The following is a 21,817-nucleotide window of genomic DNA, read 5'->3' on the forward strand; positions in this document are numbered from 1 at the left end:
CAGCTGCCTATGGGGATTGTTTGTTTATGATGGCGTTGATTCAAACTTGTGCGATAAAATATGATCTCTTGCCGCATAAGCTTTTTGTTTGATCTCTTCTACGTTCACTCCAACTAGCTTCCCATTTTGTTTCACTGCTTTTCCAGCCACATAGACAGAATCAACATTTGAAGGGTGTGCCGTTTGCACAACTGCCCCAGCTGGATCTGTCATCGGAAGAAGATTCATGCTTGTCCGATCGATCAAGATAAAATCAGCTTCTTTTCCAGGTGTGAGTGAGCCGATTTTGTCATCAAGCTTCAAGGCACGAGCCCCGTTTATTGTGGCTGCTTCAAGCATTTGCTGTGCAGACAATCCAAGTTCAGGCCCTGGCATCGTCCCTTCCATCAATAAAGATTGATTTTGAATCGCCCGCTCCGCCTGTAGTCCGAATTTCATTTGAGTAAATAAATCTCCGCCTGTCGCTGTCACCACATCTACACCAAGCGTTGGCAGAACGCCATTTTCAATGGCGAGCCCTGTGACAGGATATCCGTGTCCCATCATCATTTCAATCTCAGGTGTAATCGAGATGGAGCTTCCGCTGTCAGCTAACATCTTCATTTGATCTGCATCAATTGCATTGATATGCACCATATTCAAATCAGGCCCGAGCAGCCCTGCTTGATGAAGCCGCTCAATCGATCGATCCGCTGCTCCCCAATTTCCAAAGCCAATGTGCATACTGCATAATGCATCTAGTGATCTCGCTGTTTCAATTTCAAAAACGGTCGTCTCCCATGAAGAAAATTCAGGTCCACGAATGGCAAGTCCCATCGTCAACAGCTGATCCGAAGATTGAAAATGTTTTTGTTTCACGCGGGCTGCGTCTTCCATATTCGTAAGCGTACTCTCTCTGTCCCAATACGCTGCATCTCCAGAGGTACCAAAACCAAAGACCGCTCGAATACCCGCATCTTTTAAACCTCCAATGAGTTCTTCTGTATGATCCATAGAATTGATCATCGTCCAGTCGAAAAACGTGGTTACTCCTGCATCTAATGCCTCTAATGCGCCTAAATAATTAGCAATTCGATCATCTGATGGACGTCTCATCGCCCCATAGTTGCCATAATAAATTTTGCTCAAATACGTTTGCAAAGACCAATCTGTTCCGATTCCCCGTATGACAGACTGCCACACATGACGATGGGTATCCACAAGCCCTGGCATGATGACCATGTCAGACGCATCCACAACATCAGCACCGCTTGCTTCAATCGAAGGTCCGACTTCTACAATATGTGCCCCTTCAATTAATAGATCTCCCTTCTCCAGAAAACCTAAAGATGGATCAAGTGTGATAAGAGCCGCATCTTTAAACAATGTTTTCTTCATCCATATCCCCCTTTTCAAATAAAGAGAATGAGTCACTCACTCTCTCTGTCATTTTAAGACATAACAGGTTCAAATTAGAAGAAAAGTGACTCAAGGAATGTGGTTTTATGAGCTGATATTCCGAAAATAGTTGTATATCCGTTTTAATTTCACGTCATGCTTCCCTTTTGGACTTTCCATCATGCCAAATTCAAAGAACTTCACCGGTTTAATCCCGACATATTGCAAAAGAGCTCGTTTCATTAACACCTTGTGGGCATTTTGCAAAAAGAAGAAAGGATAGTGGGTCGGTCCTTGCATTGTCGATACACATACAGCCCTCTTTCCTTTTAACAAGCCTTCTGGAAGCAGCCCGCCTGTTTGACGGTAAGCAAAATTCGCTGCAAACATTCGATCAATAAAACCAAGTAGCATGGCTGGCGGCCGCCCCCACCAAATCGGATAAACAAACACGATGTTGTCTGCCCATTTGATTTTCTCTTGATATTCTTGAATCTCAGGGTCCTTATGCATATCACGTCTTTTTTTCTCTTCATTAAAAATAAGTACAGGATCAAATTTGTCTTGGTATAAATCGATGATTCTCACTTCTTGAACGTTTGGATTTTCTTCACTGCCCTTTAGGATTTCTTTAAAAAAAGCACCATTTAAACTATTGTGATGGGGGTGGGTATAAATAATGAGTACATTCATGGCTTGGCTCCTTTAGTTATCATTTGATAACCAAAAGCATACACCCCTCTTTTTTAGTTGTCAAATGATAATTGTTTTTTGATAATAAATTTGGTATGGTACGTAGGAGGTGAAACAGGATGAAAAACCCACATTTTTTCAAAGAGTTTGTCACATTTGCTTCTACTTTTTCTGAGCTGAAACATGCTATGATGAGCAAGATCAAACCCTCTGATCTAACCACTCTACAATATTTGATTCTGGAGCAGTTAGCCGTCAGTGAGCCGCTAACACCTAGCGAAATCGCCGATTGTCAGCACATGTCTCTTCCGAATGTCAGCAGAGAATTGAAAAAGCTTCACGAAAAACAATTCATTGATAGACAAGAAGATAAAGATGACAAGCGAAAACATGTCATTATGCTGTCTAAAAAAGGCCGTGCGTGTATGGACAAAGCATTTCAACAAATTGAATCCATGCTCATGGACAGCCTTTCTTCCTCTGACCGAAATCAAATGGATGATATCGTACAAGCCCTCCGTCTATTAAATCAAACCATCTTCAAAAAATGATCGAATGAAAAAAGCATGAGCGTATCGCTCATGCAAATGATTTTTGAACACATTAGTAAAGAGATGCTAAAAGATACGTGATGAAACCTACTATGTTTTATTCGTATTCTTATATAAATTTCACAGCAAAACTGGTACACCAAACGTCAATGTATCAAAGACAGCAAGCACTGCCCCTTTACGCTGTTCTTTATGAGCCATTTAAAACCTCTAAATTACATTTTTATAATGTAGCATAGATCCTATTTTGATCATTTCCTACAGGTAATTGAACCATCAGCATGTCTGATGAAAATGAACAGGATGTAACTGATGCTTGCCCCGAGACAGTAGACAACAAAAAAACGCCGGATGTTTTCCATCCAACGCTTCTTCAAATGACATGTTCAACATCACGTCTCTTTTGCTCTATGTATCCTTTATCCAATAAGCTGATAGGCGATATATAATGCAACCAGCCAGATCATGACCGCAGAGGCTTTATTGATCCGGTTCATCCACTTGCCGTTTGTATCTAGCTTTCCTAACATTTTCCCGAGAAGGGCAAGACCCATAAACCATAACCACGAGACAATGATACAGGCTGCGGTAAATGCCAATTTTTCCGCCCCATGATATTGAAGAGAGTTCGTTCCTATCACTCCTATTGTATCGAGAATCGCGTGAGGATTTAAAAGTGAAACGGAACAGGCAAATATGATTTGTTTTCTCACGGGCATCAGGTCCATCTTTTCTTGATTACCTGATGCAGAGCTCGTGTTCCAAACTGACCACCCCATATAAAGTAAAAAGAAAAATCCAATGATAAAAAGACCCATTTGCAAGATAGGAATGGTGAGTACAACAACCGAAACCCCAATGACAGCTAAAGTAATTAAAAGTGTGTCGCAGAGAGCAGCTGTAATGACCACAGGCAGTACGCGATATAATCGAGGCTGAAGGGCTCCTTGCTGAAATACAAATACATTTTGTGCGCCCAAAGGTAAAATAAGACCAAAAGCAAGCACAATCCCATGAATTATCGCAATCGACATTTTCAGAACATTCTCCTTTTCAAGTCATCCTTACACATTTTAACATAAAACATCATGAACGAATTTTACATATTTGATTTGTCCAATAAAAAAAGCGCTGGATGATTTTCCATCCAGACGCTTATTGTTTCTACTGTTATGATGATTTTCGTGCAAGCTCTCTTTCTCTCAGCTCGACACGTCGAATTTTCGCTGACGGAGTTTTTGGTAGCTCGTCAATGAATTCGATTTCTCTTGGATATTTGTACGGTGCTGTTGTATTTTTCACGTGTGTTTGCAGTTCTTTAATCAGCTCATCGCTTTGTGTAGATGCATCACGCAGGACGACGTATGCTTTCACGATTGATCCTCTGATTTCATCTGGACTTGCCACGACCGCACATTCTTTCACTGCTGGGTGTTTAATCAGTGCATCTTCAACTTCAAATGGACCAATTGTATAACCTGAGCTGACAATGATGTCATCCCTGCGGCTTTCAAACCAAAAATACCCGTCTTCATCTTTTTTCGCACGGTCACCGGTAATAAAGTAATCCCCTCGGCGCTGCGCCTTTGTACGCTCTGCATCTTTGTAGTATTCCTTGAATAAAGCCGGCGTTTCAAGATGAACGGCAATGTCACCTATTTCTCCTGGAGCACAGATTTGGCCATTCTCATCAATGATCTCTACTTCATTGCCAGGTGTTGGTTTGCCCATGCTGCCTGGCTTGATGTCCATTCCTTTCAGCACCCCGACTAGCAGCGTGCTTTCTGTTTGCCCGTAACCATCTCGCACTTCGATATTGAAATGTTTTTTGAACGTATCGATGACTTCACGGTTAAGCGGCTCTCCCGCAGAAACAGCACTATGCAATTTCGGCAGCTCGTACTGACTAAGGTCATCTACTTTTGCCATAAACCGATATTCCGTTGGTGTACAACATAAAACATTGATTTCATTTTTTTGAAGCAGCTCTAAGTACGTATCCGGATTAAACTTTCCTCCATAAACAAAACCTTCTGCTCCACTTCCTAAAACAGATAAGAGAGGACTCCACACCCATTTTTGCCAGCCTGGTCCTGCTGTTGCCCATACTTTATCCCCTTCATTAATGGAGAGCCATGCTTTGGCCGCTGTACGTAAATGTGCATACGCCCAGCCGTGTGTATGAACAACCCCTTTGGGATTACCTGTTGTGCCTGATGTATAAGAGAGAAATGCCATGTCCGTACGTGTTGTGTCTGCCAATTTCAACTCGCTTGACTGCTCTTCCTTTTGCGCAACAATGTTTGTCCAGCCATGATCATTCTCACCAATCGAGAATGTTTTGAAATCTTTTGGCTGGTTGGTTCCTTCAAACGATTGAATGAATGATGCGTAAACAATCGCTCCTTTTGCTTCTGCATGTTCAATTCGGTAATCTATGTCTTTAGCGCGAAGCATTTCTGAACAAGGAATTACAACCATTCCTGTTTTTAAAATGGCTAAATAAATGCTGTATGCCTCTAGCATACGAGGCACCATCACAATGATTTTATCGCCTTTTTTAAAGCCTGCATTTAATAGAACATGACCAATTTTATTCGCCTCTTCTACTAATGCTGCATATGTCACATGCGCTTCATGGCCATTCCCGTCCTGCCAGTGCAGGGCGATTTTCTCCTGGTCATGACTGAACGCTTCAATCTCACTGACTAAGTTATATTGTTCTGGTGCAATTAAGTCTTCTCTTTTCATGGTACAGCTCCTTTTAGCCTCTTTCTATGAAACGAATCATGTTTCAATTTACCTATTCTAACACTCATAACTGAAAAATGCTTGAATTAGGACCTACTCCTAGTATTATGCCATAATTTTTTCATTTCGTCTTCTTTTTTAAAAATATTCTAACAATTTATGTACAAAAAAAGAGCGGGAATGAACCCGCTCATAAGCCATAGCTTTTTAATTGTGTGTCTTAGAAAGATCCGCCACCCATATGTTGTTGAGCGTAAGATACAAGACGCTTAGTGATTTCTCCACCAACTGATCCGTTAGCGCGAGCTGTTGTTTCTGGTCCAAGGTTTACGCCAAATTCTGAAGCGATTTCGTACTTCATTTGGTCGATCGCTTGTGCAGCGCCTGGAACGACTAATTGATTAGAACTGCTTTGTCTGTTTTGTTGAGCCATGTGTTCTCACCTCCTTGTGAATATAGAATGTGTAGAAACACATGACTTCATGCGATTGATTTTATGGTAATTATTATGAAATTTTTTATTTAGAATAAATCAGCGAATTTGTCAGCTGCTTTCTTTTCATTTGTGACAACGATTGTTTCGATCTGCTCCACTGCCTCATCAAGCATTGGCTCGAATTCAGCAAAGCTTTCGTAGCGTTCTACTTTTTCAAGTTTTGGTTTTGTTTTTGGAGATGGCGGCGTAAAGATCGTGCAGCAATCCTCAAATGGCTGAATGCTTGTCTCATATGTGCCAATTCGTCTCGCTTCTTCGATAATGTCATTCTTATCCACGGCAATCAGCGGGCGAATGATCGGTGTGTTTGTGACATGATTAATGGCATACATGCTTTCAAGTGTCTGACTTGCCACTTGACCAAGGCTTTCACCTGTAATAATGGCAAGCGCATCACGCTTGGCTCTTATTTTATCTGCAATTTTGAGCATCATTCTTCTCGTTGAAGTCATCGTATAGTTTTCTGGTACTTGTTTGTGAATGAGCTCTTGGATTTTCGTAAAAGGAACGATGTGAAGCTTGACTTCGCCTCCATAAGCAGCTAAGCATTCCGCTAGATCAATGACCTTTTGCTTGGCACGTTCACTTGTATAAGGTGGGCTAAAGAAATGAACAGCTTCAATTTGAATGCCTCGTTTCATTGCCTGATAGCCGGCCACTGGGCTGTCAAAGCCGCCAGAGAGCATCAGCATCGCTCTTCCGCTTGAACCAACTGGTAGTCCGCCTGCACCTTTTACATCTTTAAATGTAATGTACGACGCGTGTTCTCTTATTTCAATTCGCAAGTGAACATCTGGCTGTTTCACATTAACGGTTAAGTTGTCTGTATTCCTTAGAACATGTCCACCAATTTCTCGGTTCATTTCATTTGAATCAAGCTCAAATTGTTTATAAGAGCGTTTCGTTGAGACCTTAAATGTATTTCCTTGTTCATACACTTCCTGAACCGCTGAGAGTGCCGCTTCTTTGATGGCATCAAGATTTGTCTCACATTTCACAGCCAGGCTAAAGCTTTGAATGCCAAATACACCTTTAAGCTGTTCTGAAATCGGTTCAGGGTCTTCTCCGTTTAGCATGATCGTAATGCGGTCTCTGTCAGATGCATACTTTAATGCTTCAAAGTCTTTTAATACAAACCGGATATGCTGTCTTAGTTTTTCGATAAATTTCTTTCTATTTTTCCCTTTTGTTGAAATCTCACCAAAACGGACTAAAATATGGTCATACTTCATGTTGTTATCTCATTCCTTTTAATTTTTTCACACTTTGTGCGATCGATGTGATGATTTGCGGCGCTAGCTCTGGTCCTTGTCCATATGTCAAACTGATTCTCATACTGCTTTTGGCTGCTTCTTCTGATTTCCCCATCGCCAGCAGGACACGGCTTGGTTCCTTTTTCTTAGCAGAACAAGCAGACGTTGTCGAAACGTAAATGCCTTCTTTTTCGAGCATATGCAGAAGGACTTCAATTTGAATACCAGGAACTGAAAAATTCACAATGTGCGGTGCACTATGTGTCAGCGGTGTGTTTATGACGACGCCTTCTATCTTTCCAAGCTGTTGCTCTAGCTCTGTTTTTAAAGCGATCATCTCATCATGATGCTTGTTTAAATGTTCAAATGATTGCTTGATGGCTTTTGCTAAGCTGACAGCTCCAGCAGGGTTCTCAGTCCCTGAGCGAAGGCCAAGTTCTTGCTCTCCTCCTGTGATAAAAGGGGCAAGCACGATCTCTTTCTTTAAAAAGAGGGCACCTGTTCCCTTCAGGCCGTGAATCTTGTGGCCTGACATCGTTAAAAGATCAATATCCATCTCTTTAGGCAGCGGAACCTTGCCAATTCCTTGTACGCCGTCGACATGAAAAATCGCCTCTTTGGCATACGTCCGAATGATGCTTGCAGCTTCCTCTATCGGCTGAATCACGCCTGTTTCATTGTTTACATGCATGAGACTGACAAGCACTGTATCAGGGCGAAGCACTTCTTTTAAATGCGTCATATCTGCACGGCCATGCTCATTTACTTGAATATAGGAAATATCAAAGCCAAATAATGTTTTCAGCTGTTCAAACGATTCGATGACAGATGGATGCTCAATCGCTGTTGTGACAATATGTCTGCCTCGGTTCATCTTGGCAAGAGCAGCCCCTTTGATGGCAATGTTATTTGCTTCTGTTGCACCTGAAGTAAAAATAATCTCATATTGTGTAAAGCCTGTATAGTGAAGGATTTGTTTTCGCGTTTCACTTAATAGACGGCTCGCATCAATTCCAAGTTGATGCAGCGAAGACGGATTCCCAAAAAAACGCTCACTCACTTGCTGATGTACTTTTAAAACCTCTGGATAAGGCTTTGTTGTGGCACTATTATCAAGATAAATCATATCTTAAACTCCTTACAAAAAAACTTAAAAAATAAATGCATTTATATGTTACCATAATGAAGTCAGACAGAGAATTTTCTGAAAATGGCAGTTGACAACTTTTCATTTTCACTATATCATCCATAGTGCAATTGTCATATAAACACCTAAATTGTCAGAATATTTAAATTTGACACAATACACTGATTGAGGAGGGACTATTTTGAAAAATAGTTTAAGTATAAAAGAAACATTGGCTATTGGACTAATGCTTTTTGCATTATTCTTTGGCGCAGGAAATATGATTTTCCCGCCTGTTCTTGGACAATATGCTGGTGAAAACGTATGGCTTGCCATCGGCGGATTCCTACTTACAGGCGTAGGTCTTCCACTATTAGGGGTTATTGCTGTCGCCCTTACAGGTACCGGAGCCAAAGGCCTTGCCGATAAAGCACACCCTAAATTCGGGACTATCTTCACCGTGATTCTGTATTTATCCATTGGACCATTTTTCGCCATTCCGCGAACTGGTACGGTTTCGTATGAGATAGGATTAGCTCCATTTCTCTCAGGTGCCCAAGCCACTTCATGGGTACCACTATTCATCTTTACCGTAGTGTTTTTCACTATTTCATACTTGCTTGCGTTAAATCCTTCAAAGCTGGTTGATCGTATTGGTAAAATTTTGACACCGATCTTATTAACTGTTATTGCTATTATTGTCATTAAAGCCATTGCTACGCCAATGGGAATGATCGGTGCTCCAGATAAAACATATGAGGCAAATCCGCTTTTCACTGGATTTTTAGAAGGCTATAAAACAATGGATGCACTTGCTTCTATCGTCTTTGGAATCGTCGTGGTGACAGCTGTTAAGGACAGAGGCATCACAGAGCGAAAATCTCTTGCAGCAGCTTGTATTAAGGCAGGACTCGTAGCAGCTGTTGGACTGGCACTCGTGTACATTTCACTTGCTTATGTGGGCGCTTCAAGCCCCGATGCCACGGGAATGGTTGGAGCAAATGAAGGAGGAAAACTACTTTCACTTTCTGCCAACTTTTTATTCGGTTCTGCTGGTAACATTGTTCTTGGCGCAGCCATTTTATTCGCTTGTTTAACGACTAGTGTTGGACTTATTTCATCTTGTGGAGAATATTTTTCAAAGCTCTTCCCTAGCCTGTCTTATCGCACAGTCGTTCTGATCGTCTCTTTATTTAGTACACTGGTTGCAAACCTCGGACTGGCACAAATCATTTCTCTGTCGGTGCCTGTACTCGTAGCGATCTATCCACTGGCCATTGTCATTATTTTATTATCGTTCCTTGACCGCTGGATTAACGGCAGAAGAATCATTTATATTACTTCTCTCATCTTTACTGGTTTCTTTGCCATTATTGATGGATTATTAGCTGCCGAAGTGAATCTAGGCGGATTGCCTGGCATCTTGAAATCAATTGTTCCGTTTTACGATTTAGGCATTGGCTGGATCATACCAGCTATTATCGGTGCTGTGATTGGTGTACTTATTTCCATGTTTACCAGCCCACCAAAGCAACTTGCCTCATAATCATCGCAAATCAAAACATCCCCTTCCAAAGAAGAAGGGGATGTTTTTTTATTGTTCTTCATATACTAAAATAGAAAAATTCATGACTTTTGTACGAAAACACATGTTGACATCAGGCGTACATCCTTTATAATTAGTGATTGTTAATGATGAACGGTTACCTAGCAACTAATTAACAGAATATTTCAACATAATAATGGAGGCTTTAAATGCAATGAAGGCAACTTTGTCGACGAAAGATACGGTTATCATAGGTTTTATGCTGTTTGCTCTATTCTTCGGCGCCGGTAATATGATTTATCCACCAGAGCTTGGGCAATATGCTGGGCAAAATGTGTGGAAAGCAATGGGCGGATTTTTATTAACAGGTGTCGGTTTACCTCTTCTAGGGATTATTGCAATCGCTTTGACAGGTCGAGATGCAAAAGGATTAGCTGATAAAGCTCACCCAGCTTTTGGTACAGCGTTTACCGTCATTTTATATTTATCTATCGGGCCACTTTTCGCTATTCCTCGTACAGGAACGGTTTCATATGAAATTGGTGCACTACCCTTTTTAGCTGGTGTACCAGCTTGGCTCTCACTTTTTTTATTTACACTGGCCTTTTTTGGTATTACGTATTATCTTGCGCTAAATCCAACGAAAATTGTGGATCGTGTAGGGAAAGTGTTAACACCGATTAAATTTACGATCATTTTGATTATTATCGTCAAAGCCATTTTGACACCGATGGGCGTCATTGGCACACCTGATGTGTCCTATAGCAATGGATCATTTTTCAAAGGGTTTTTAGAAGGCTATAAAACCATGGATGCTCTTGCATCTATTGTGTTTGGGGTTGTTGTCATCAACGCCATTAAAGGACGTGGTATAACAAGTAAAAAGGCACTCACTTCTGCTTGTATCAAAGCAGGTCTCATTGCAGCTTGCGGATTAACATTTGTTTATCTATCACTTGCTTATTTAGGTGCTTCAAGTACACACGCCATTGGTTTTGTTGGAGATGGTAGTAAAATCTTGGCTCAGTCCTCGCAATTTCTTTTTGGCAGTTTAGGTAATATTGTGTTAGGCGCGGCGATTACGGTTGCCTGTTTAACTACAAGTATCGGTCTCGTGACATCGTGCGGAGAGTATTTCTCAAATTTATTACCTAAACTTTCTTATAAAATGGTCGTTACACTCGTCACATTATTCAGTTTTATCATTTCAAATTTTGGACTTGCTCATATTATCGCTTTTTCAGTACCTGTGTTAACTGCGATTTACCCGTTAGCGATTGTGATTATCGTCTTATCACTTGCTGACAAATGGCTTGGTCATAGAAGACCTGTGTATGTCCTTACTTTGATTTTAACTGGCTGCGTCAGTTTGTTTGACGGCTTAGCAGCGGCGAAACTGCCGATTGGTCCTGTGAAAGATCTCTTTCAAACGATCTTGCCGCTATATGACCTTGGCATAGGCTGGATTATGCCTGCCATACTCGGAGTCGTGATTGGATTTGTCATCTCTCTTTTCACTTCTTCTGCTTCAGAAGAACGCCAAAAACAAGTTTCATAACATGGAAAAAGCTGAAGTCCTAAAATGGACTTCAGCTTTTTTATTGATGCTGATATTCTTTTTCTTGCTGAGTTAAAAGCTTCTGGACGGCTCCAGGTGATGCTTTTTCGACAGCTGCTGCTGCCACTTCAAATGAATCGTTATAATCATAGGCATAAAATCTTCGTTCTGCCTCTTTTAATTGCTCTGAAAGAATGTGGTTTTGACTTCTAAACCGGTTGCCGTATTGTATAATCCGTTCAATTTGATCCACTTTACGAAGCATGTCATGTGTTTCATCAACCACATGTCTGACTGTTTCAGAGGCTTCTTTTAATTGCTGGTTCACTGCTGGCATATTCAGCGGCAAATTCTCTAGCTGCTCCTGCACTTGCTGAATCATCTCCTGCGCTTTTTCAGCACGGTCTTTGATGTCAGCAGGTACACCTGGAATGTTGCTTTTGTGCAGCTGGCGCACTGTATCTGTCAGCATGGTTTTAAGTTCAGCCAATGTTTCTCTTGCCTGTAATTCTTCTTTTCGTAACGATTGAAGGTGATCTTTAAACGCTTCATGAAGCGTTTTGGCATCCTCGATAAAGGTCTCAAGCTGATTGATTTCATCCATTAATAATGTGTATGCGACATGGTCACGATCAAGTTTCTCTCGTATTTGCTTCATGAGCTTTTCAATTTCTTCTAATCGTTTTTCGAATGCTTTCTGCTGATCCAGCTCTCCTGCTGTCAGCTTGTAGCTTTCTTTCACAAGAGCCGTTTCTGCCTTTGTCTGCGTGTGGTCTTGTTCAAGTTTTTCAAATGCTTCTGTCAGCTCAGGCATTTTGCTCTTGATTTCCTGACCTGCTTCTACTTCTGCTTCTAGCTGATCATACAGCGTCTGAATCGCATCATCAATCATTTGCAGAATGCTTGATGCTTCATCTAAGTTGAGTTCATCAATCAGCAGCTTCTCCGCACGGGTCAGCTGTTTATTCAAGTTCTCCAGCTCTTTTGTGATCTGGATGTGCTCTAGCTTGTAGCCTTTGTCTGTCATTTCTTTATAACCGTCTTTCAGCTTCGTCAGCTGACCTGGCACAGTTTGTTTACAGTCTGCGATGAGCTTCGGTACATCATTGATATATAATTGCAGCTGATCGAGTCTGCGGTCTTGCTCAAGCAAAATTTTCCTTGCTGTCATGTAGTTTCCGTTTTCTGTCTCTTCTTCATACTGCTTGATCCCTTCCCAGGCCTCGTCCAAGTCCTGCTCCATTTTGTCATAAAGGGTGCCATATAAATGGCTGTAAGCAAGTAGATTTTTTCGTACCGTTTGATATTGCTCTTTGACCTTCTCGATGTCTTTTCGGTTTTGCTCTTCACTTGTGACAAGGTCTGCAATCTCTTTTAAAATGTCTTCGATGTTTGAATCAGCAGCGGTGAGCAGATCTCCTATATGTGCAAGAACTTGCTTCGCTTTGGAGAATCGATATTTATCAGAATACTCCTCTGCATCATATAATAGCTCCTCTACCTTTGGAAGATGGGCTGTGACGATATCGTCCCACTCTGCACGCCATCTTTCAAAAAACTGCTCTGTTTCTCCGGTCATTTTTAAATGTTTGATTTTTGAAATTTCTTCTACAATTGATCTGTTTAAAATTTCAATTTTCCATGCTTCCAACCGGTCAATCTCTTTATATATATTTTTTCTGAGGAAATAACCGACTGAAAACAAAGCAAGCAAAATGACAATTAAACCGATGATAAACTCCATAATGAGCCCCCTTGTTGTGATCTAAGTGATGTCAGGGTAGTGTCCCGAGTAGACCTGAGAACCCTTTCGTGTCCGCTTTGCATTTGTTTTTTATAAGCAGGATTGTATTTTTGCCAATACGATCCATTCACCGTTTTATGTATGTTTTTTCAAGAAAGTCATTCAGGCTTTCTATCATTTGGCCACATGTATTGATGTAACCTGTTTTTATGTATGCGGAAGCTGTCGTTTTCATTGTTATTATGATACCATGTAACCAGCATTTTTGGTCATGATTTTTCATTATTTTCGCTGATAAACATGACGTTTTTCAAAATATCGACAAGAGGTGACGACATGTTGAAACAAGATGCACATTTACATACGCCATTTTGCCCGCACGGTACGCTTGATCCTTTTCATTCTTATATTGAAAAAGCAATGAAAAAGGGATTTGATTCCATCACCTTTACCGAGCATGCCCCGCTGCCTCCTTCGTTTCGAGATCCAACGCCTGAGCAGGATAGCGCCATGAAGCTTCAAGACCTTGAAGCCTATTTGACGAAGCTGGATCAGCTGAAACAGGAATATAAAGGACAGTTAATAGTAAAAACTGGGCTTGAGGTCGACTATATCAAAGAGTATGAAGAGGAAACAAGTGCCTTTTTAGACTGCTACGGCCCTGAACTAGACGATAGCATTTTATCTGTTCACTTTCTTCCTGCTGGCAATGATTATATTTGTCTTGATTTTGATGAGCACGCCTTCAAGCAGCTGATCAGCATCTATGGCAGCACCGAACACGTCTATCAAAGCTACTATGAACAAATTCATTCTTCTATTCTATCATCTTTAGGTCCATATAAGCCAAAGAGAATCGGTCATATCACCCTTGTCCAGAAATTCAAACAACTTTTTCCATACGAAATGTCGCCAGAACTATGTCAAAGGGTCACCCTTTGTCTTGAAGAAACGGCAAAAAAAGGCATGTCCTTAGATTTTAATACATCAGGTCTTCGTAAAACATATGCCAGAAGTATCTATTTAGATCAATGGATGATTGATCTTGCAAAACAGAAAAAAATTCCGCTCATATTCGGGTCTGATGCCCACCAAGCGGAAGATCTCGGGTATGCGTATGATCAATTTGAAGACATCATGAGTTTCAGGTGAGGATCAAGTGCGGGTTCATTTGGTTCTAACAGATGATGAAGCGACCGGCTCAGTTCCTTATAGTACGTTTGATAAAAGTAAGGCTCGTTTGGGTTGATATAAAGCACCTCTGTTAAATATTGCGGCTGCAAATAAGGCATCATCAGAAGTGATTTTAGCTGGATCATAAATGATGAGAGTGACAGCTGCTTACAAATCACATGGGTGCTTTTTCCTTTTTCAATGATGAGCTGAAACAAGTATTTTTCCTTTGTTAAATAGGTGGACATGATTTCCCTGATCAGCGTTGAATCAATGGTCACTTCTCGATAAACGAAACGGGTTAATTGACGATTTTCATGCTGATAAGATAAAATATCAAAAACCACATGAAGTAAACATTCTTTTGCATGACGGGTTTCCATGTGCTGGATGTGCGATTCAATCATCTGAATATAGCCTTCATAAAAATCGGATACGAGCTGCTCGAGCAGCCCTCCTTTTCCTTGAAAGTAATAAGATATATGGGCAACGTTGACGTTTGCTTCCTTCGCAATCTCACGGACAGAGGTTCCAGAAAATCCTTTTTGGTTAAAAAGTCTGATGGCAGCTTCAATAATACGGTCTTTTGTTTGCACGGTTGTTGATGTTTTCATCCGCTCACCCCTCTTCATGTGTACATACTTCAAGGTGAAGGCGGAAGTTCCTTTAATCATTGCTCGACAAATCCCACATGCGAAACGCAAGTTATGTATTTTTGAGATAGAAAGTAGGAGATTTTCATGTTTCATGTCGAAAAACAGTCTGGCGATCCATCGAAAGACTATCAATTACTCATCAAGCAAGTAGAAGCGATTACGGATGGTGAACCTGATCTCATTGCCAACCTAGCCAATGCTGCGGCGCTACTTTATCACTCGCTTCCTGAAGTCAATTGGGCAGGATTTTATTTAGCAAAAGGCGGAGAACTTGTGCTTGGTCCATTCAATGGACTGCCCGCATGTGTACGCATTCCTTCTGGAAAAGGGGTTTGCGGTACAGCATTTGCGACAGGTGATGTACAGCGTATCGCTGATGTCCATGCATTCCCTGGTCATATTGCATGTGATGCAGCATCGCAATCTGAAATTGTGATCCCACTTAAAGTAAATGGACAAATCATTGGGGTACTCGATATTGACAGTCCAGTGAAAGATCGTTTCAATGAAGTGGATGAAACGTACTTAGTTCAATTTACAGAGGTTCTCCAAAATGCGTTATCAGCCTCTACTGATGCGTCATGATGCTTGAAAAGCAGACAATGTGTCTGCTTTTTTGTTTTGCTTTCTTCCCGGATGAATGCCGACCACGTTTGACATTCTTCTCTTTAAATAGGTTGACTTCTCCTATCTGGCGTCATATAATAGAGTTTGTGTGAAATATGGCAGCCTTTTTGTTCGGCTTTTTTGTATCATTTTGTTCCTTCTATATGGAGGTGCATCTTGTAACTCCCTGCTGCTGGAGCGAGGATGCATGAAAACATAATGACGGAAAAGACAAAGAACAGACGGTTTTTATTTTTCACAAATAAAAACAATAAGGAGGAGTCACATTATGGCTCGCTATACAGGTCCAAGTTGGAAGATTTCCCGCCGTTTAGGCATTTCATTAAGCGGAACAGGTAAGGAACTTGAAAAACGCCCTTACGCTCCAGGCCCACATGGTCCAGGACAACGCAAAAAACTATCTGAATACGGTTTACAATTACAAGAGAAGCAAAAGCTTCGTCACATGTACGGTGTCAACGAACGTCAATTCCGTACTCTTTTTGACAGAGCTGCTAAACTTCCTGGTAAACAAGGTGAAAACTTCATGATCCTTCTTGAAACTCGCCTTGACAACCTAGTATACCGTCTTGGCCTTGCTCGTACGCGCCGCCAAGCTCGTCAGCTAGTAAACCATGGTCACATCCTTGTTGATGGAAGCCGTGTAGACATCCCATCTTTCTCTGTGAAACCAGGTCAAACGATTGCTCTTCGTGAGAAATCTCAAAACCTTGCAGTTGTGAAAGAATCAGTTGAAGTGAACAACTTCGTACCTGAATACCTTACTTTCGATGCTGAAAAGCTTGAAGGAACTTTCACTCGTCTTCCAGAGCGTTCTGAATTAGCGCCTGAAATCAGCGAACAACTAATCGTTGAGTTCTACTCTCGTTAATTTCATGACTCTCTCAGAGAGTGATCAAACAAACCCTAGAGACCTTGATTGTTCAAGGATTTCTAGGGTTTTTTATTTGGTCTTTTGTACGATACTCTCTAGCTACAAATTTACACACAAGAAAATTAGAACACCGATTACTCTTTACTCTTTTTCGTTTTCCTCTTACAATTACATTTACTGGATAACTCACAACTTAAAACAATAATGTAAAGAACGTTAAGGAGGAAAGCAATTTGTCGATTATTTCATTTATGTTAGCACTTATGCTCTTTTCAATTATTATCTATGCGATTTTGAGAAAGACAAAAGTTGTCGATGAAGCGCCTGGAGCTATCGCTGAAATTCTCCTCATTTTACTCATCTTTTTTGCGATTAGTTTTGTCATCATCATTCCAAGTTCTGTACTTTATGTTGTTTCATTAGGAGTGAATTTTCTTTTTGGAGAATATATTACCTATGCATCATTTCTTTCATTATTGACCTTCTGTCTATTCGTCAGTGGGATTGTTCTTTTTTGGTCGATCTTTTTAGTATTCATTGGTAAAGGAATTTCCTCTTTGCTAAGATTTCCTCAATGGTTCACGTTTATCTTTGAATTTCTACTCTCATGGATCGTTGTGCATTTCTCAATTAAGTTTGTCCTTAATATGAACATAGTCAATGTCTCCATTTTGGAGCACGGCACACTCATTTTATCTTTCTTTGTCAGCTTCTTATTTATTGGAATAGATCTCATATACTCAAGTATTGAACAACGAAAACAGCCGCTGGATGAACAAGCAAAAAGCTCCTAGAGATGATTCTAGGAGCTTTTGCTTGCCCAATTTGTGATGAGCTGCTCTGTTGTCAGGACAGTCGCAAATTCATCATGCAGTGTTGCAAGTGAGAGGCGATGGATCGTTTCTGCGTCATAATATGTACCGGTTTGATCTGCGAGTCCAAAGGCGGCTGTCGCATCCGAAATGAGGTATGTATCAAAGCCTAGGTTTCCACTCATTCTTGTTGTGGTAGATACGCAGTGCGGTGTTGTGAGTCCAGCGATCACAACAGTGTCGATCTCGTTTGATCTTAGTTGTTCCTCTAAGTTTGTACCTATAAAGCTGCTGTTGACTTTCTTTTGTATGACCGTTTCTTCATCTAGCGGTTTGGTGACCTCTTTGAAGGAGTGCCCTTCATTTGCTGGATGAAATAAGGAGTGCGGCTGATCCGATGTATGCTGAATATGAATGACTGTCCAGCCTTTTTCTCTCCAAAACGTCAATAGACGATTGATATTCTTCTCTGCATCTACGTTATTCCGTTCTCCCCATTTTTCGTGCTCGAATGCTTTCTGTACATCGACCATAATCAAAGCCTTTTGATGATGTTGCACAAATCCCCACCTCCAAAGAATCTCGTTCATTAAATGTAGTGTAAGGAATGGTGGTTGATTTGTACATACTTTTATTAAATTGAAAAAAGAAACTAGAAGACATATACAGCCTTACTAGCTTCTTTTTATTTTCATTTTATCTAACATCTTTAAATTTGGTTTGAAGTAAAATAACAAAAAACACACTGGCAATTATATAATAAATTCCAATGATTGATGTACTGTTAGAAATAACATCAAATAGTTTAGCTGATTTAACCATAAACATCCATATGAAATAAATGATGTAAAATGATAATGGGAAATAAAAAAAGTATCCTAAGAAATATAACTTTAGTTTTTGTGTCATTTTTTTCCTCCTATTATGTTAAGACGATGGATTATCAACTTATTATGCCCATGGTCCTCTTCCCTCCATGCATTTAGCTGAATACCAAGTAAGGAAAGCTACTAAACCGATAACATTCCCCCCAATTCCAATCTTCAGCAAAAGCTTAGCAGCTTCTTTATAAGCCTTCTTTTCTAGATAGCTCCAAAGGCCACCAGTTAAGGCCACTTCTATCATTGCCACACCAAAATGATCTTTTAATGAATCAATCATACAATCGCCCCAAGTTCCTTTAGCAGCCTGAGTCTTTAAAACTGATGATTTTTCTATCTTAATTCCGCTTTTTTTTATTTCATTTTCTAAAATCTTAAATTCTTTCTTATCTCCAAATCTATCTCTTAATTTCTCAAAATCAAAACCAATCAATTGATTATTTTGGTCATATATACTAGCTCTCTCCATTAAAAACTCTAAATCTTTAGCTAGTAAATTCACATTTTTTTCATTTGAGTTTGTTTTGGCAGTTGCAATTGGTGATGCAATAACGGAAAAACCCAGAAATAATGCTATCATAATAAAAATTGTTTTTTTAAAGAATACTCTGTTTCTCATTATATCCCCCTTGAAATACAGTATTTTAACTTTCTCGTGTAAAATTAAGAAAGAACTTCTTCAATTAATAAAGAAGCACATAAAAATCACGTTAGCTTCCCCCCTAACATCTACACACTATAACATCCTTTTCCAATTAATTATTGAGATAAAAGTTGTATTCTACATTGTGTTAACTTTATATTTATATGCTTAAACTACAATTAAACCAAAAAGCAATTATAGAGGTTTTCGCACATCTTTTCTCTTAAAGCAGCTGGTTATTAATCACTATTTAAAATACCTACTATTATAATGATAACGGTTTTCTGGAATAGGTCATTAATCTCTTTCTAAATTAATTAAATATAAAAAATAATCTTTTTTTCATAGATAACATAAAAAAGACAGCACAAATCGCTGTCTTTTTTCATGATTCAATTCGTATTCTGTCCTCCGCCATTCAATCCTTCTTTCACATAGCCTTTGACTTGGCTTGAGGTTAATAGACCGATATGTCCAACGCCGTGGATGAGGACGTTTCTTGCGCCAATCAAGCGTGAGAGGCTGTTGACGACAATGAGATCGGCTGAGCTATAGACAGATGTGTAAAGAATTTTTTGGTTTGGATCGGTGCCTGGTAATGCTCTGAGTGAAACGAGCCCGTTCGCTCCACCAAGTGTGACGACGTTTTCAATTTTATCTCCGCCGTCTAGGTTTTTAATATAGTATAACGTGTTCGCACCACCCATACTATGAGCCACAATATCTACTTTTTTGGCGCCCGTTTTGGCTAGTACATCTTTGACGAATCTCGAGAGACGCGGGCCATTGTTCAGGTTATTACCTGTTTTGTCTATGAAATCGATTGCAAAAAGCTGGTTTTGATCCCATCCCTGTGATACCAAGTATCGTTTGATCGAAGCAAAGTTATAAGACGCACCGCCCATGCCGTGTACCATTACAACCGGATTATGCGCAGCCGCTTTGGCTTCTTTCGGCTGGATGAAGGCCATTGATCCAACCACTAATGCAAGCGCAATCAGAATTTGCAAACTCCTTTTCTTTAAAACGATCATGTTCATTCCCCCTTAATTTTCTGATACGTCTCTATTTTAAACAAGAAAAATATGACAGAAAAGTGAACAAGGTAATATTTATCAGATGATTTCACAGCACAATACCTAATGAAAAAGCACCATGGTCTTTTTGAAATTAAAACAAAAAGACTACGGGCCTCTCTATCTTTCATATATAATGTGAATAGACAAAAGGAGGTTCTACTAGATGCTATTTACCCAAACACCTGCACCACCTTACTATGCAGTCATTTTCACATCAAAACGAACGAATGTTGAGCAGAAAGAATACGCTGCTGCTGCTCAAAGAATGGAACAATTAGCGAAAGACCTAGACGGGTTTCTTGGAATTGAGAGTGTACGAGATGAGCATGGTGTTGGGATCACTGTATCGTATTGGGATTCATTAGCAGCAATTAAAGAATGGAAAGCACATACAGCACATCAGCGTGTTCAAAAAAAAGGAAAAAAAGATTGGTATGAATCCTATACAACCCGAATTTGTAAGGTAGAACATGCTTATACAAACGAAGATTCACTTCTTGAATAAGAAACAGACAAATGAGAGAAAACCGCTCTGTAAAAGCTTAATTCCTACTTCTGAATAAAAAAGAAAAGCACCTCAATGTATATGAACATTTGAGGTGCTTTTCATGATACTTACTGTTTCATAAGGATTTATTTATACGTTACAAGGAAGTATTTCTTTTTCCCTCTTCTTAAGACGGTAAATTGGTTTTCAATTCGGTCTTCAGCTGAAAGGACATAGTCTTTGTCGGTTTGTCTCTCTCCGTTGATGTAGACGGCACCGTTTGTGATATCTTCACGTGCTTGACGTTTTGATGGAGACAGTTTTGATTCGACAAGAACATCAACAAGTGTTAATTCTTCTCCACTGTCTTTCTCCATTGATGGCACATCTTTAAAGCCTACTTTCACTTCTTCTGCTGTAAGAGATTTGATCTCGCCTTTAAATAGCGCATTTGAGATGTTGACAGCCTGTTCTAGTGATTCACGGCCATGCACAAGTGTTGTGACTTCTTCTGCCAAACGGCGCTGTGCTTCACGTTTTTCAGGGGCTGTTTGCACTTTTTCTTCGTACGATGCGATCTCTTCTTTTGATAAGAACGTAAAGTATTTTAAGTATTTCACGACATCACGGTCATCTGTGTTAATCCAGAATTGGTAGAATTCATATGGTGATGTTTTTTCTTTATCTAACCAGATGGCACCGCCTTCTGTTTTCCCAAACTTCGTGCCGTCTGCTTTTGTGACAAGCGGCATGGTGAGACCGAATGCTTTAGCCCCTTCTGCTTCTGACTTACGGATCAACTCAAGTCCAGATGTGATATTTCCCCACTGGTCACTTCCGCCGATTTGCAGCTTACAGTTTTCATTTCTGTAAAGGTTCAAAAAGTCTAATGATTGCAGAATCACGTAGCTGAATTCTGTGTACGAAATCCCTGTTTCAATACGGGAGCTGACGATATCTTTTGCGAGCATGAAGTTGACACCGAAGTTCTTTCCAATATCACGAAGGAACGTGATGACATTCATTTGACTGATCCAGTCATAGTTATTCACGATAACAGCTGGGTTGTCACCTGCTTCAAAATCAAGGAATTGAGAGAGCTGGCCCTTGATTTTCTCTGACCACTGTTCGACGATTTCTGCTGGGTTTAGTGAACGTTCTGCTTTTTTGAAACTTGGGTCACCAATCAGTCCAGTTGCGCCGCCAACAAGTGCAATGGGATGATGACCTGCTTCTTGGAATCTGCGCAATGTTAAAATTGGGAGTAAGTGACCAATGTGCAAGCTGTCAGCTGTTGGATCAAAGCCGGAGTATAGCTTGATTTTTTCTTCTGCTAATAATTTTGTTAAACCTTCTTCATCTGTTTGCTGCTGAATTAATCCTCTGAACGATAAATCTTCCATCAATTGACTCATATCCAAATCTCCTTTTTTTACAATTCAACATAAAAAACGCCCCTTCGAATGAACGAAGGGACGATATATATCGCG

At 40.2% G+C, this 21,817-nt stretch carries 21 protein-coding genes and 1 other annotated feature (1 of these 22 only partly in view); of the genes, 8 read left to right on the forward strand and 13 right to left on the reverse strand.

Translation table 11 applies throughout. From position 1 onward, the window contains the following. Nucleotides 1-24: 24 nt before the first annotated feature. Together LCD34_RS04335 and LCD34_RS04340 are read right to left on the reverse strand one after the other, a co-directional pair. Nucleotides 25-1,377, reverse strand: a complete 1,353-nt coding sequence (locus LCD34_RS04335) for an amidohydrolase family protein (protein ID WP_108611313.1) — start codon at nucleotides 1,375-1,377, stop codon at nucleotides 25-27. 105 nt (nucleotides 1,378-1,482) lie between these two features. Further along, nucleotides 1,483-2,070, reverse strand: a complete 588-nt coding sequence (locus LCD34_RS04340) for an NAD(P)H-dependent oxidoreductase (RefSeq protein WP_017358293.1) — start codon at nucleotides 2,068-2,070, stop codon at nucleotides 1,483-1,485. Between the two features lie 119 nt (nucleotides 2,071-2,189). Here LCD34_RS04340 and LCD34_RS04345 point away from each other — a divergent pair, with 119 nt between their 5' ends. Beyond that, nucleotides 2,190-2,621 (forward strand): MarR family winged helix-turn-helix transcriptional regulator, encoded by a 432-nt coding sequence (locus LCD34_RS04345; RefSeq protein WP_008343103.1) that lies wholly within the window; start codon nucleotides 2,190-2,192, stop codon nucleotides 2,619-2,621. Between the two features lie 419 nt (nucleotides 2,622-3,040). Here the strand turns inward: LCD34_RS04345 and LCD34_RS04350 are convergent, their stop codons facing one another. The 5 genes from LCD34_RS04350 to LCD34_RS04370 all read right to left on the reverse strand — a co-directional run bounded on the left by LCD34_RS04350 (nucleotide 3,041) and on the right by LCD34_RS04370 (nucleotide 8,247). Further along, a complete protein-coding gene (locus LCD34_RS04350) occupies nucleotides 3,041-3,655 on the reverse strand; it encodes a LysE/ArgO family amino acid transporter (RefSeq protein WP_046526495.1) in 615 nt (204 codons plus the stop codon). Nucleotides 3,656-3,791: 136 nt separating this feature from the next. Beyond that, nucleotides 3,792-5,372: an acyl-CoA synthetase MbcS gene (gene mbcS, locus LCD34_RS04355; RefSeq protein ID WP_017367855.1), complete on the reverse strand. Its 1,581-nt coding sequence runs from the start codon at nucleotides 5,370-5,372 to the stop codon at nucleotides 3,792-3,794. A gap of 220 nt (nucleotides 5,373-5,592) precedes the next feature. Beyond that, nucleotides 5,593-5,805, reverse strand: coding sequence for an alpha/beta-type small acid-soluble spore protein (locus LCD34_RS04360; RefSeq protein WP_003216385.1), 213 nt, complete (start codon nucleotides 5,803-5,805; stop codon nucleotides 5,593-5,595). A gap of 89 nt (nucleotides 5,806-5,894) precedes the next feature. Next, on the reverse strand, nucleotides 5,895-7,100 hold the full coding sequence (gene thiI, locus LCD34_RS04365; RefSeq protein ID WP_008343092.1) for a tRNA uracil 4-sulfurtransferase ThiI: 1,206 nt from the start codon (nucleotides 7,098-7,100) through the stop codon (nucleotides 5,895-5,897). A gap of 4 nt (nucleotides 7,101-7,104) precedes the next feature. Next, entirely contained in the window at nucleotides 7,105-8,247 is a 1,143-nt protein-coding gene (locus tag LCD34_RS04370) for a cysteine desulfurase family protein (protein ID WP_046526496.1), read from the reverse strand. 202 nt (nucleotides 8,248-8,449) lie between these two features. Here LCD34_RS04370 and brnQ (LCD34_RS04375) point away from each other — a divergent pair, with 202 nt between their 5' ends. Further along, nucleotides 8,450-9,793, forward strand: coding sequence for a branched-chain amino acid transport system II carrier protein (brnQ, locus tag LCD34_RS04375; RefSeq protein ID WP_008343088.1), 1,344 nt, complete (start codon nucleotides 8,450-8,452; stop codon nucleotides 9,791-9,793). 214 nt (nucleotides 9,794-10,007) lie between these two features. Beyond that, nucleotides 10,008-11,351, forward strand: a complete 1,344-nt coding sequence (brnQ, locus tag LCD34_RS04380) for a branched-chain amino acid transport system II carrier protein (RefSeq protein WP_224558577.1) — start codon at nucleotides 10,008-10,010, stop codon at nucleotides 11,349-11,351. A gap of 40 nt (nucleotides 11,352-11,391) precedes the next feature. Here brnQ (LCD34_RS04380) and ezrA read toward each other — a convergent pair whose 3' ends face one another. Continuing rightward, nucleotides 11,392-13,095 (reverse strand): septation ring formation regulator EzrA, encoded by a 1,704-nt coding sequence (gene ezrA / locus LCD34_RS04385; protein ID WP_007501773.1) that lies wholly within the window; start codon nucleotides 13,093-13,095, stop codon nucleotides 11,392-11,394. Between the two features lie 336 nt (nucleotides 13,096-13,431). Between ezrA and hisJ the strand changes: the two genes are divergently transcribed. After that, a complete protein-coding gene (gene hisJ, locus LCD34_RS04390) occupies nucleotides 13,432-14,247 on the forward strand; it encodes a histidinol-phosphatase HisJ (protein WP_046344221.1) in 816 nt (271 codons plus the stop codon). Here the strand turns inward: hisJ and refZ are convergent. Beyond that, nucleotides 14,217-14,882, reverse strand: coding sequence for a forespore capture DNA-binding protein RefZ (gene refZ / locus LCD34_RS04395; RefSeq protein ID WP_008343081.1), 666 nt, complete (start codon nucleotides 14,880-14,882; stop codon nucleotides 14,217-14,219). The genes hisJ and refZ overlap by 31 nt on opposite strands. A gap of 126 nt (nucleotides 14,883-15,008) precedes the next feature. Here refZ and LCD34_RS04400 point away from each other — a divergent pair, with 126 nt between their 5' ends. From LCD34_RS04400 to LCD34_RS04410, 3 genes are all read left to right on the forward strand, one after another. Further along, nucleotides 15,009-15,509, forward strand: a complete 501-nt coding sequence (locus LCD34_RS04400; RefSeq protein WP_041092574.1) for a GAF domain-containing protein — start codon at nucleotides 15,009-15,011, stop codon at nucleotides 15,507-15,509. Nucleotides 15,510-15,819: 310 nt separating this feature from the next. Beyond that, nucleotides 15,820-16,422 carry a 30S ribosomal protein S4 gene (rpsD, locus tag LCD34_RS04405; RefSeq protein WP_007501777.1) on the forward strand — a complete coding sequence of 201 codons (603 nt, stop codon included), beginning with the start codon at nucleotides 15,820-15,822 and terminating at the stop codon, nucleotides 16,420-16,422. A gap of 236 nt (nucleotides 16,423-16,658) precedes the next feature. Further along, nucleotides 16,659-17,219: a hypothetical protein gene (locus LCD34_RS04410; RefSeq protein WP_008343075.1), complete on the forward strand. Its 561-nt coding sequence runs from the start codon at nucleotides 16,659-16,661 to the stop codon at nucleotides 17,217-17,219. Nucleotides 17,220-17,227: 8 nt separating this feature from the next. On the opposite strand, the gene LCD34_RS04415 is transcribed toward LCD34_RS04410, so the two are convergent. The 3 genes from LCD34_RS04415 to LCD34_RS04425 form a co-directional block, all read right to left on the reverse strand. Next, the gene (locus LCD34_RS04415; RefSeq protein WP_224558578.1) at nucleotides 17,228-17,827 is read right to left on the reverse strand and encodes a cysteine hydrolase family protein; all 600 of its coding nucleotides are present in this window, start codon (nucleotides 17,825-17,827) and stop codon (nucleotides 17,228-17,230) included. Nucleotides 17,828-18,188: 361 nt separating this feature from the next. Then, nucleotides 18,189-18,737, reverse strand: a complete 549-nt coding sequence (locus tag LCD34_RS04420; RefSeq protein WP_163116459.1) for a hypothetical protein — start codon at nucleotides 18,735-18,737, stop codon at nucleotides 18,189-18,191. A gap of 416 nt (nucleotides 18,738-19,153) precedes the next feature. After that, nucleotides 19,154-19,732, reverse strand: coding sequence for an esterase/lipase family protein (locus tag LCD34_RS04425; protein ID WP_373368006.1), 579 nt, complete (start codon nucleotides 19,730-19,732; stop codon nucleotides 19,154-19,156). 271 nt (nucleotides 19,733-20,003) lie between these two features. Between LCD34_RS04425 and LCD34_RS04430 the strand changes: the two genes are divergently transcribed. After that, nucleotides 20,004-20,345, forward strand: a complete 342-nt coding sequence (locus LCD34_RS04430) for an antibiotic biosynthesis monooxygenase family protein (protein ID WP_017358308.1) — start codon at nucleotides 20,004-20,006, stop codon at nucleotides 20,343-20,345. 128 nt (nucleotides 20,346-20,473) lie between these two features. Here the strand turns inward: LCD34_RS04430 and tyrS are convergent, their stop codons facing one another. Next, a complete protein-coding gene (gene tyrS / locus LCD34_RS04435) occupies nucleotides 20,474-21,742 on the reverse strand; it encodes a tyrosine--tRNA ligase (protein ID WP_025207805.1) in 1,269 nt (422 codons plus the stop codon). 53 nt (nucleotides 21,743-21,795) lie between these two features. Then, nucleotides 21,796-21,817, reverse strand: a binding site (T-box leader) (it continues 214 nt past the right edge of the window).

This window comes from Bacillus sp. RAR_M1_44 (genome assembly GCF_020165935.1).
Taxonomy (GTDB): Bacteria; Bacillota; Bacilli; order Bacillales; family Bacillaceae; genus Bacillus; species Bacillus altitudinis.

Coding starts and splice junctions, on each gene's coding strand:
- LCD34_RS04335 (WP_108611313.1), bottom strand. CDS start 1,377: ATGAAGAAAACATTGTTTAAAGATGCGGCTCTTATCACACTTGATCCA.
- LCD34_RS04340 (WP_017358293.1), bottom strand. CDS start 2,070: ATGAATGTACTCATTATTTATACCCACCCCCATCACAATAGTTTAAAT.
- LCD34_RS04345 (WP_008343103.1), top strand. CDS start 2,190: ATGAAAAACCCACATTTTTTCAAAGAGTTTGTCACATTTGCTTCTACT.
- LCD34_RS04350 (WP_046526495.1), bottom strand. CDS start 3,655: ATGTCGATTGCGATAATTCATGGGATTGTGCTTGCTTTTGGTCTTATT.
- mbcS (WP_017367855.1), bottom strand. CDS start 5,372: ATGAAAAGAGAAGACTTAATTGCACCAGAACAATATAACTTAGTCAGT.
- LCD34_RS04360 (WP_003216385.1), bottom strand. CDS start 5,805: ATGGCTCAACAAAACAGACAAAGCAGTTCTAATCAATTAGTCGTTCCA.
- thiI (WP_008343092.1), bottom strand. CDS start 7,100: ATGAAGTATGACCATATTTTAGTCCGTTTTGGTGAGATTTCAACAAAA.
- LCD34_RS04370 (WP_046526496.1), bottom strand. CDS start 8,247: ATGATTTATCTTGATAATAGTGCCACAACAAAGCCTTATCCAGAGGTT.
- brnQ (WP_224558577.1), top strand. CDS start 10,008: ATGAAGGCAACTTTGTCGACGAAAGATACGGTTATCATAGGTTTTATG.
- ezrA (WP_007501773.1), bottom strand. CDS start 13,095: ATGGAGTTTATCATCGGTTTAATTGTCATTTTGCTTGCTTTGTTTTCA.
- hisJ (WP_046344221.1), top strand. CDS start 13,432: ATGTTGAAACAAGATGCACATTTACATACGCCATTTTGCCCGCACGGT.
- refZ (WP_008343081.1), bottom strand. CDS start 14,882: ATGAAAACATCAACAACCGTGCAAACAAAAGACCGTATTATTGAAGCT.
- LCD34_RS04400 (WP_041092574.1), top strand. CDS start 15,009: ATGTTTCATGTCGAAAAACAGTCTGGCGATCCATCGAAAGACTATCAA.
- rpsD (WP_007501777.1), top strand. CDS start 15,820: ATGGCTCGCTATACAGGTCCAAGTTGGAAGATTTCCCGCCGTTTAGGC.
- LCD34_RS04415 (WP_224558578.1), bottom strand. CDS start 17,827: ATGAACGAGATTCTTTGGAGGTGGGGATTTGTGCAACATCATCAAAAG.
- LCD34_RS04420 (WP_163116459.1), bottom strand. CDS start 18,737: ATGAGAAACAGAGTATTCTTTAAAAAAACAATTTTTATTATGATAGCA.
- LCD34_RS04425 (WP_373368006.1), bottom strand. CDS start 19,732: ATGGCCTTCATCCAGCCGAAAGAAGCCAAAGCGGCTGCGCATAATCCG.
- LCD34_RS04430 (WP_017358308.1), top strand. CDS start 20,004: ATGCTATTTACCCAAACACCTGCACCACCTTACTATGCAGTCATTTTC.
- tyrS (WP_025207805.1), bottom strand. CDS start 21,742: ATGAGTCAATTGATGGAAGATTTATCGTTCAGAGGATTAATTCAGCAG.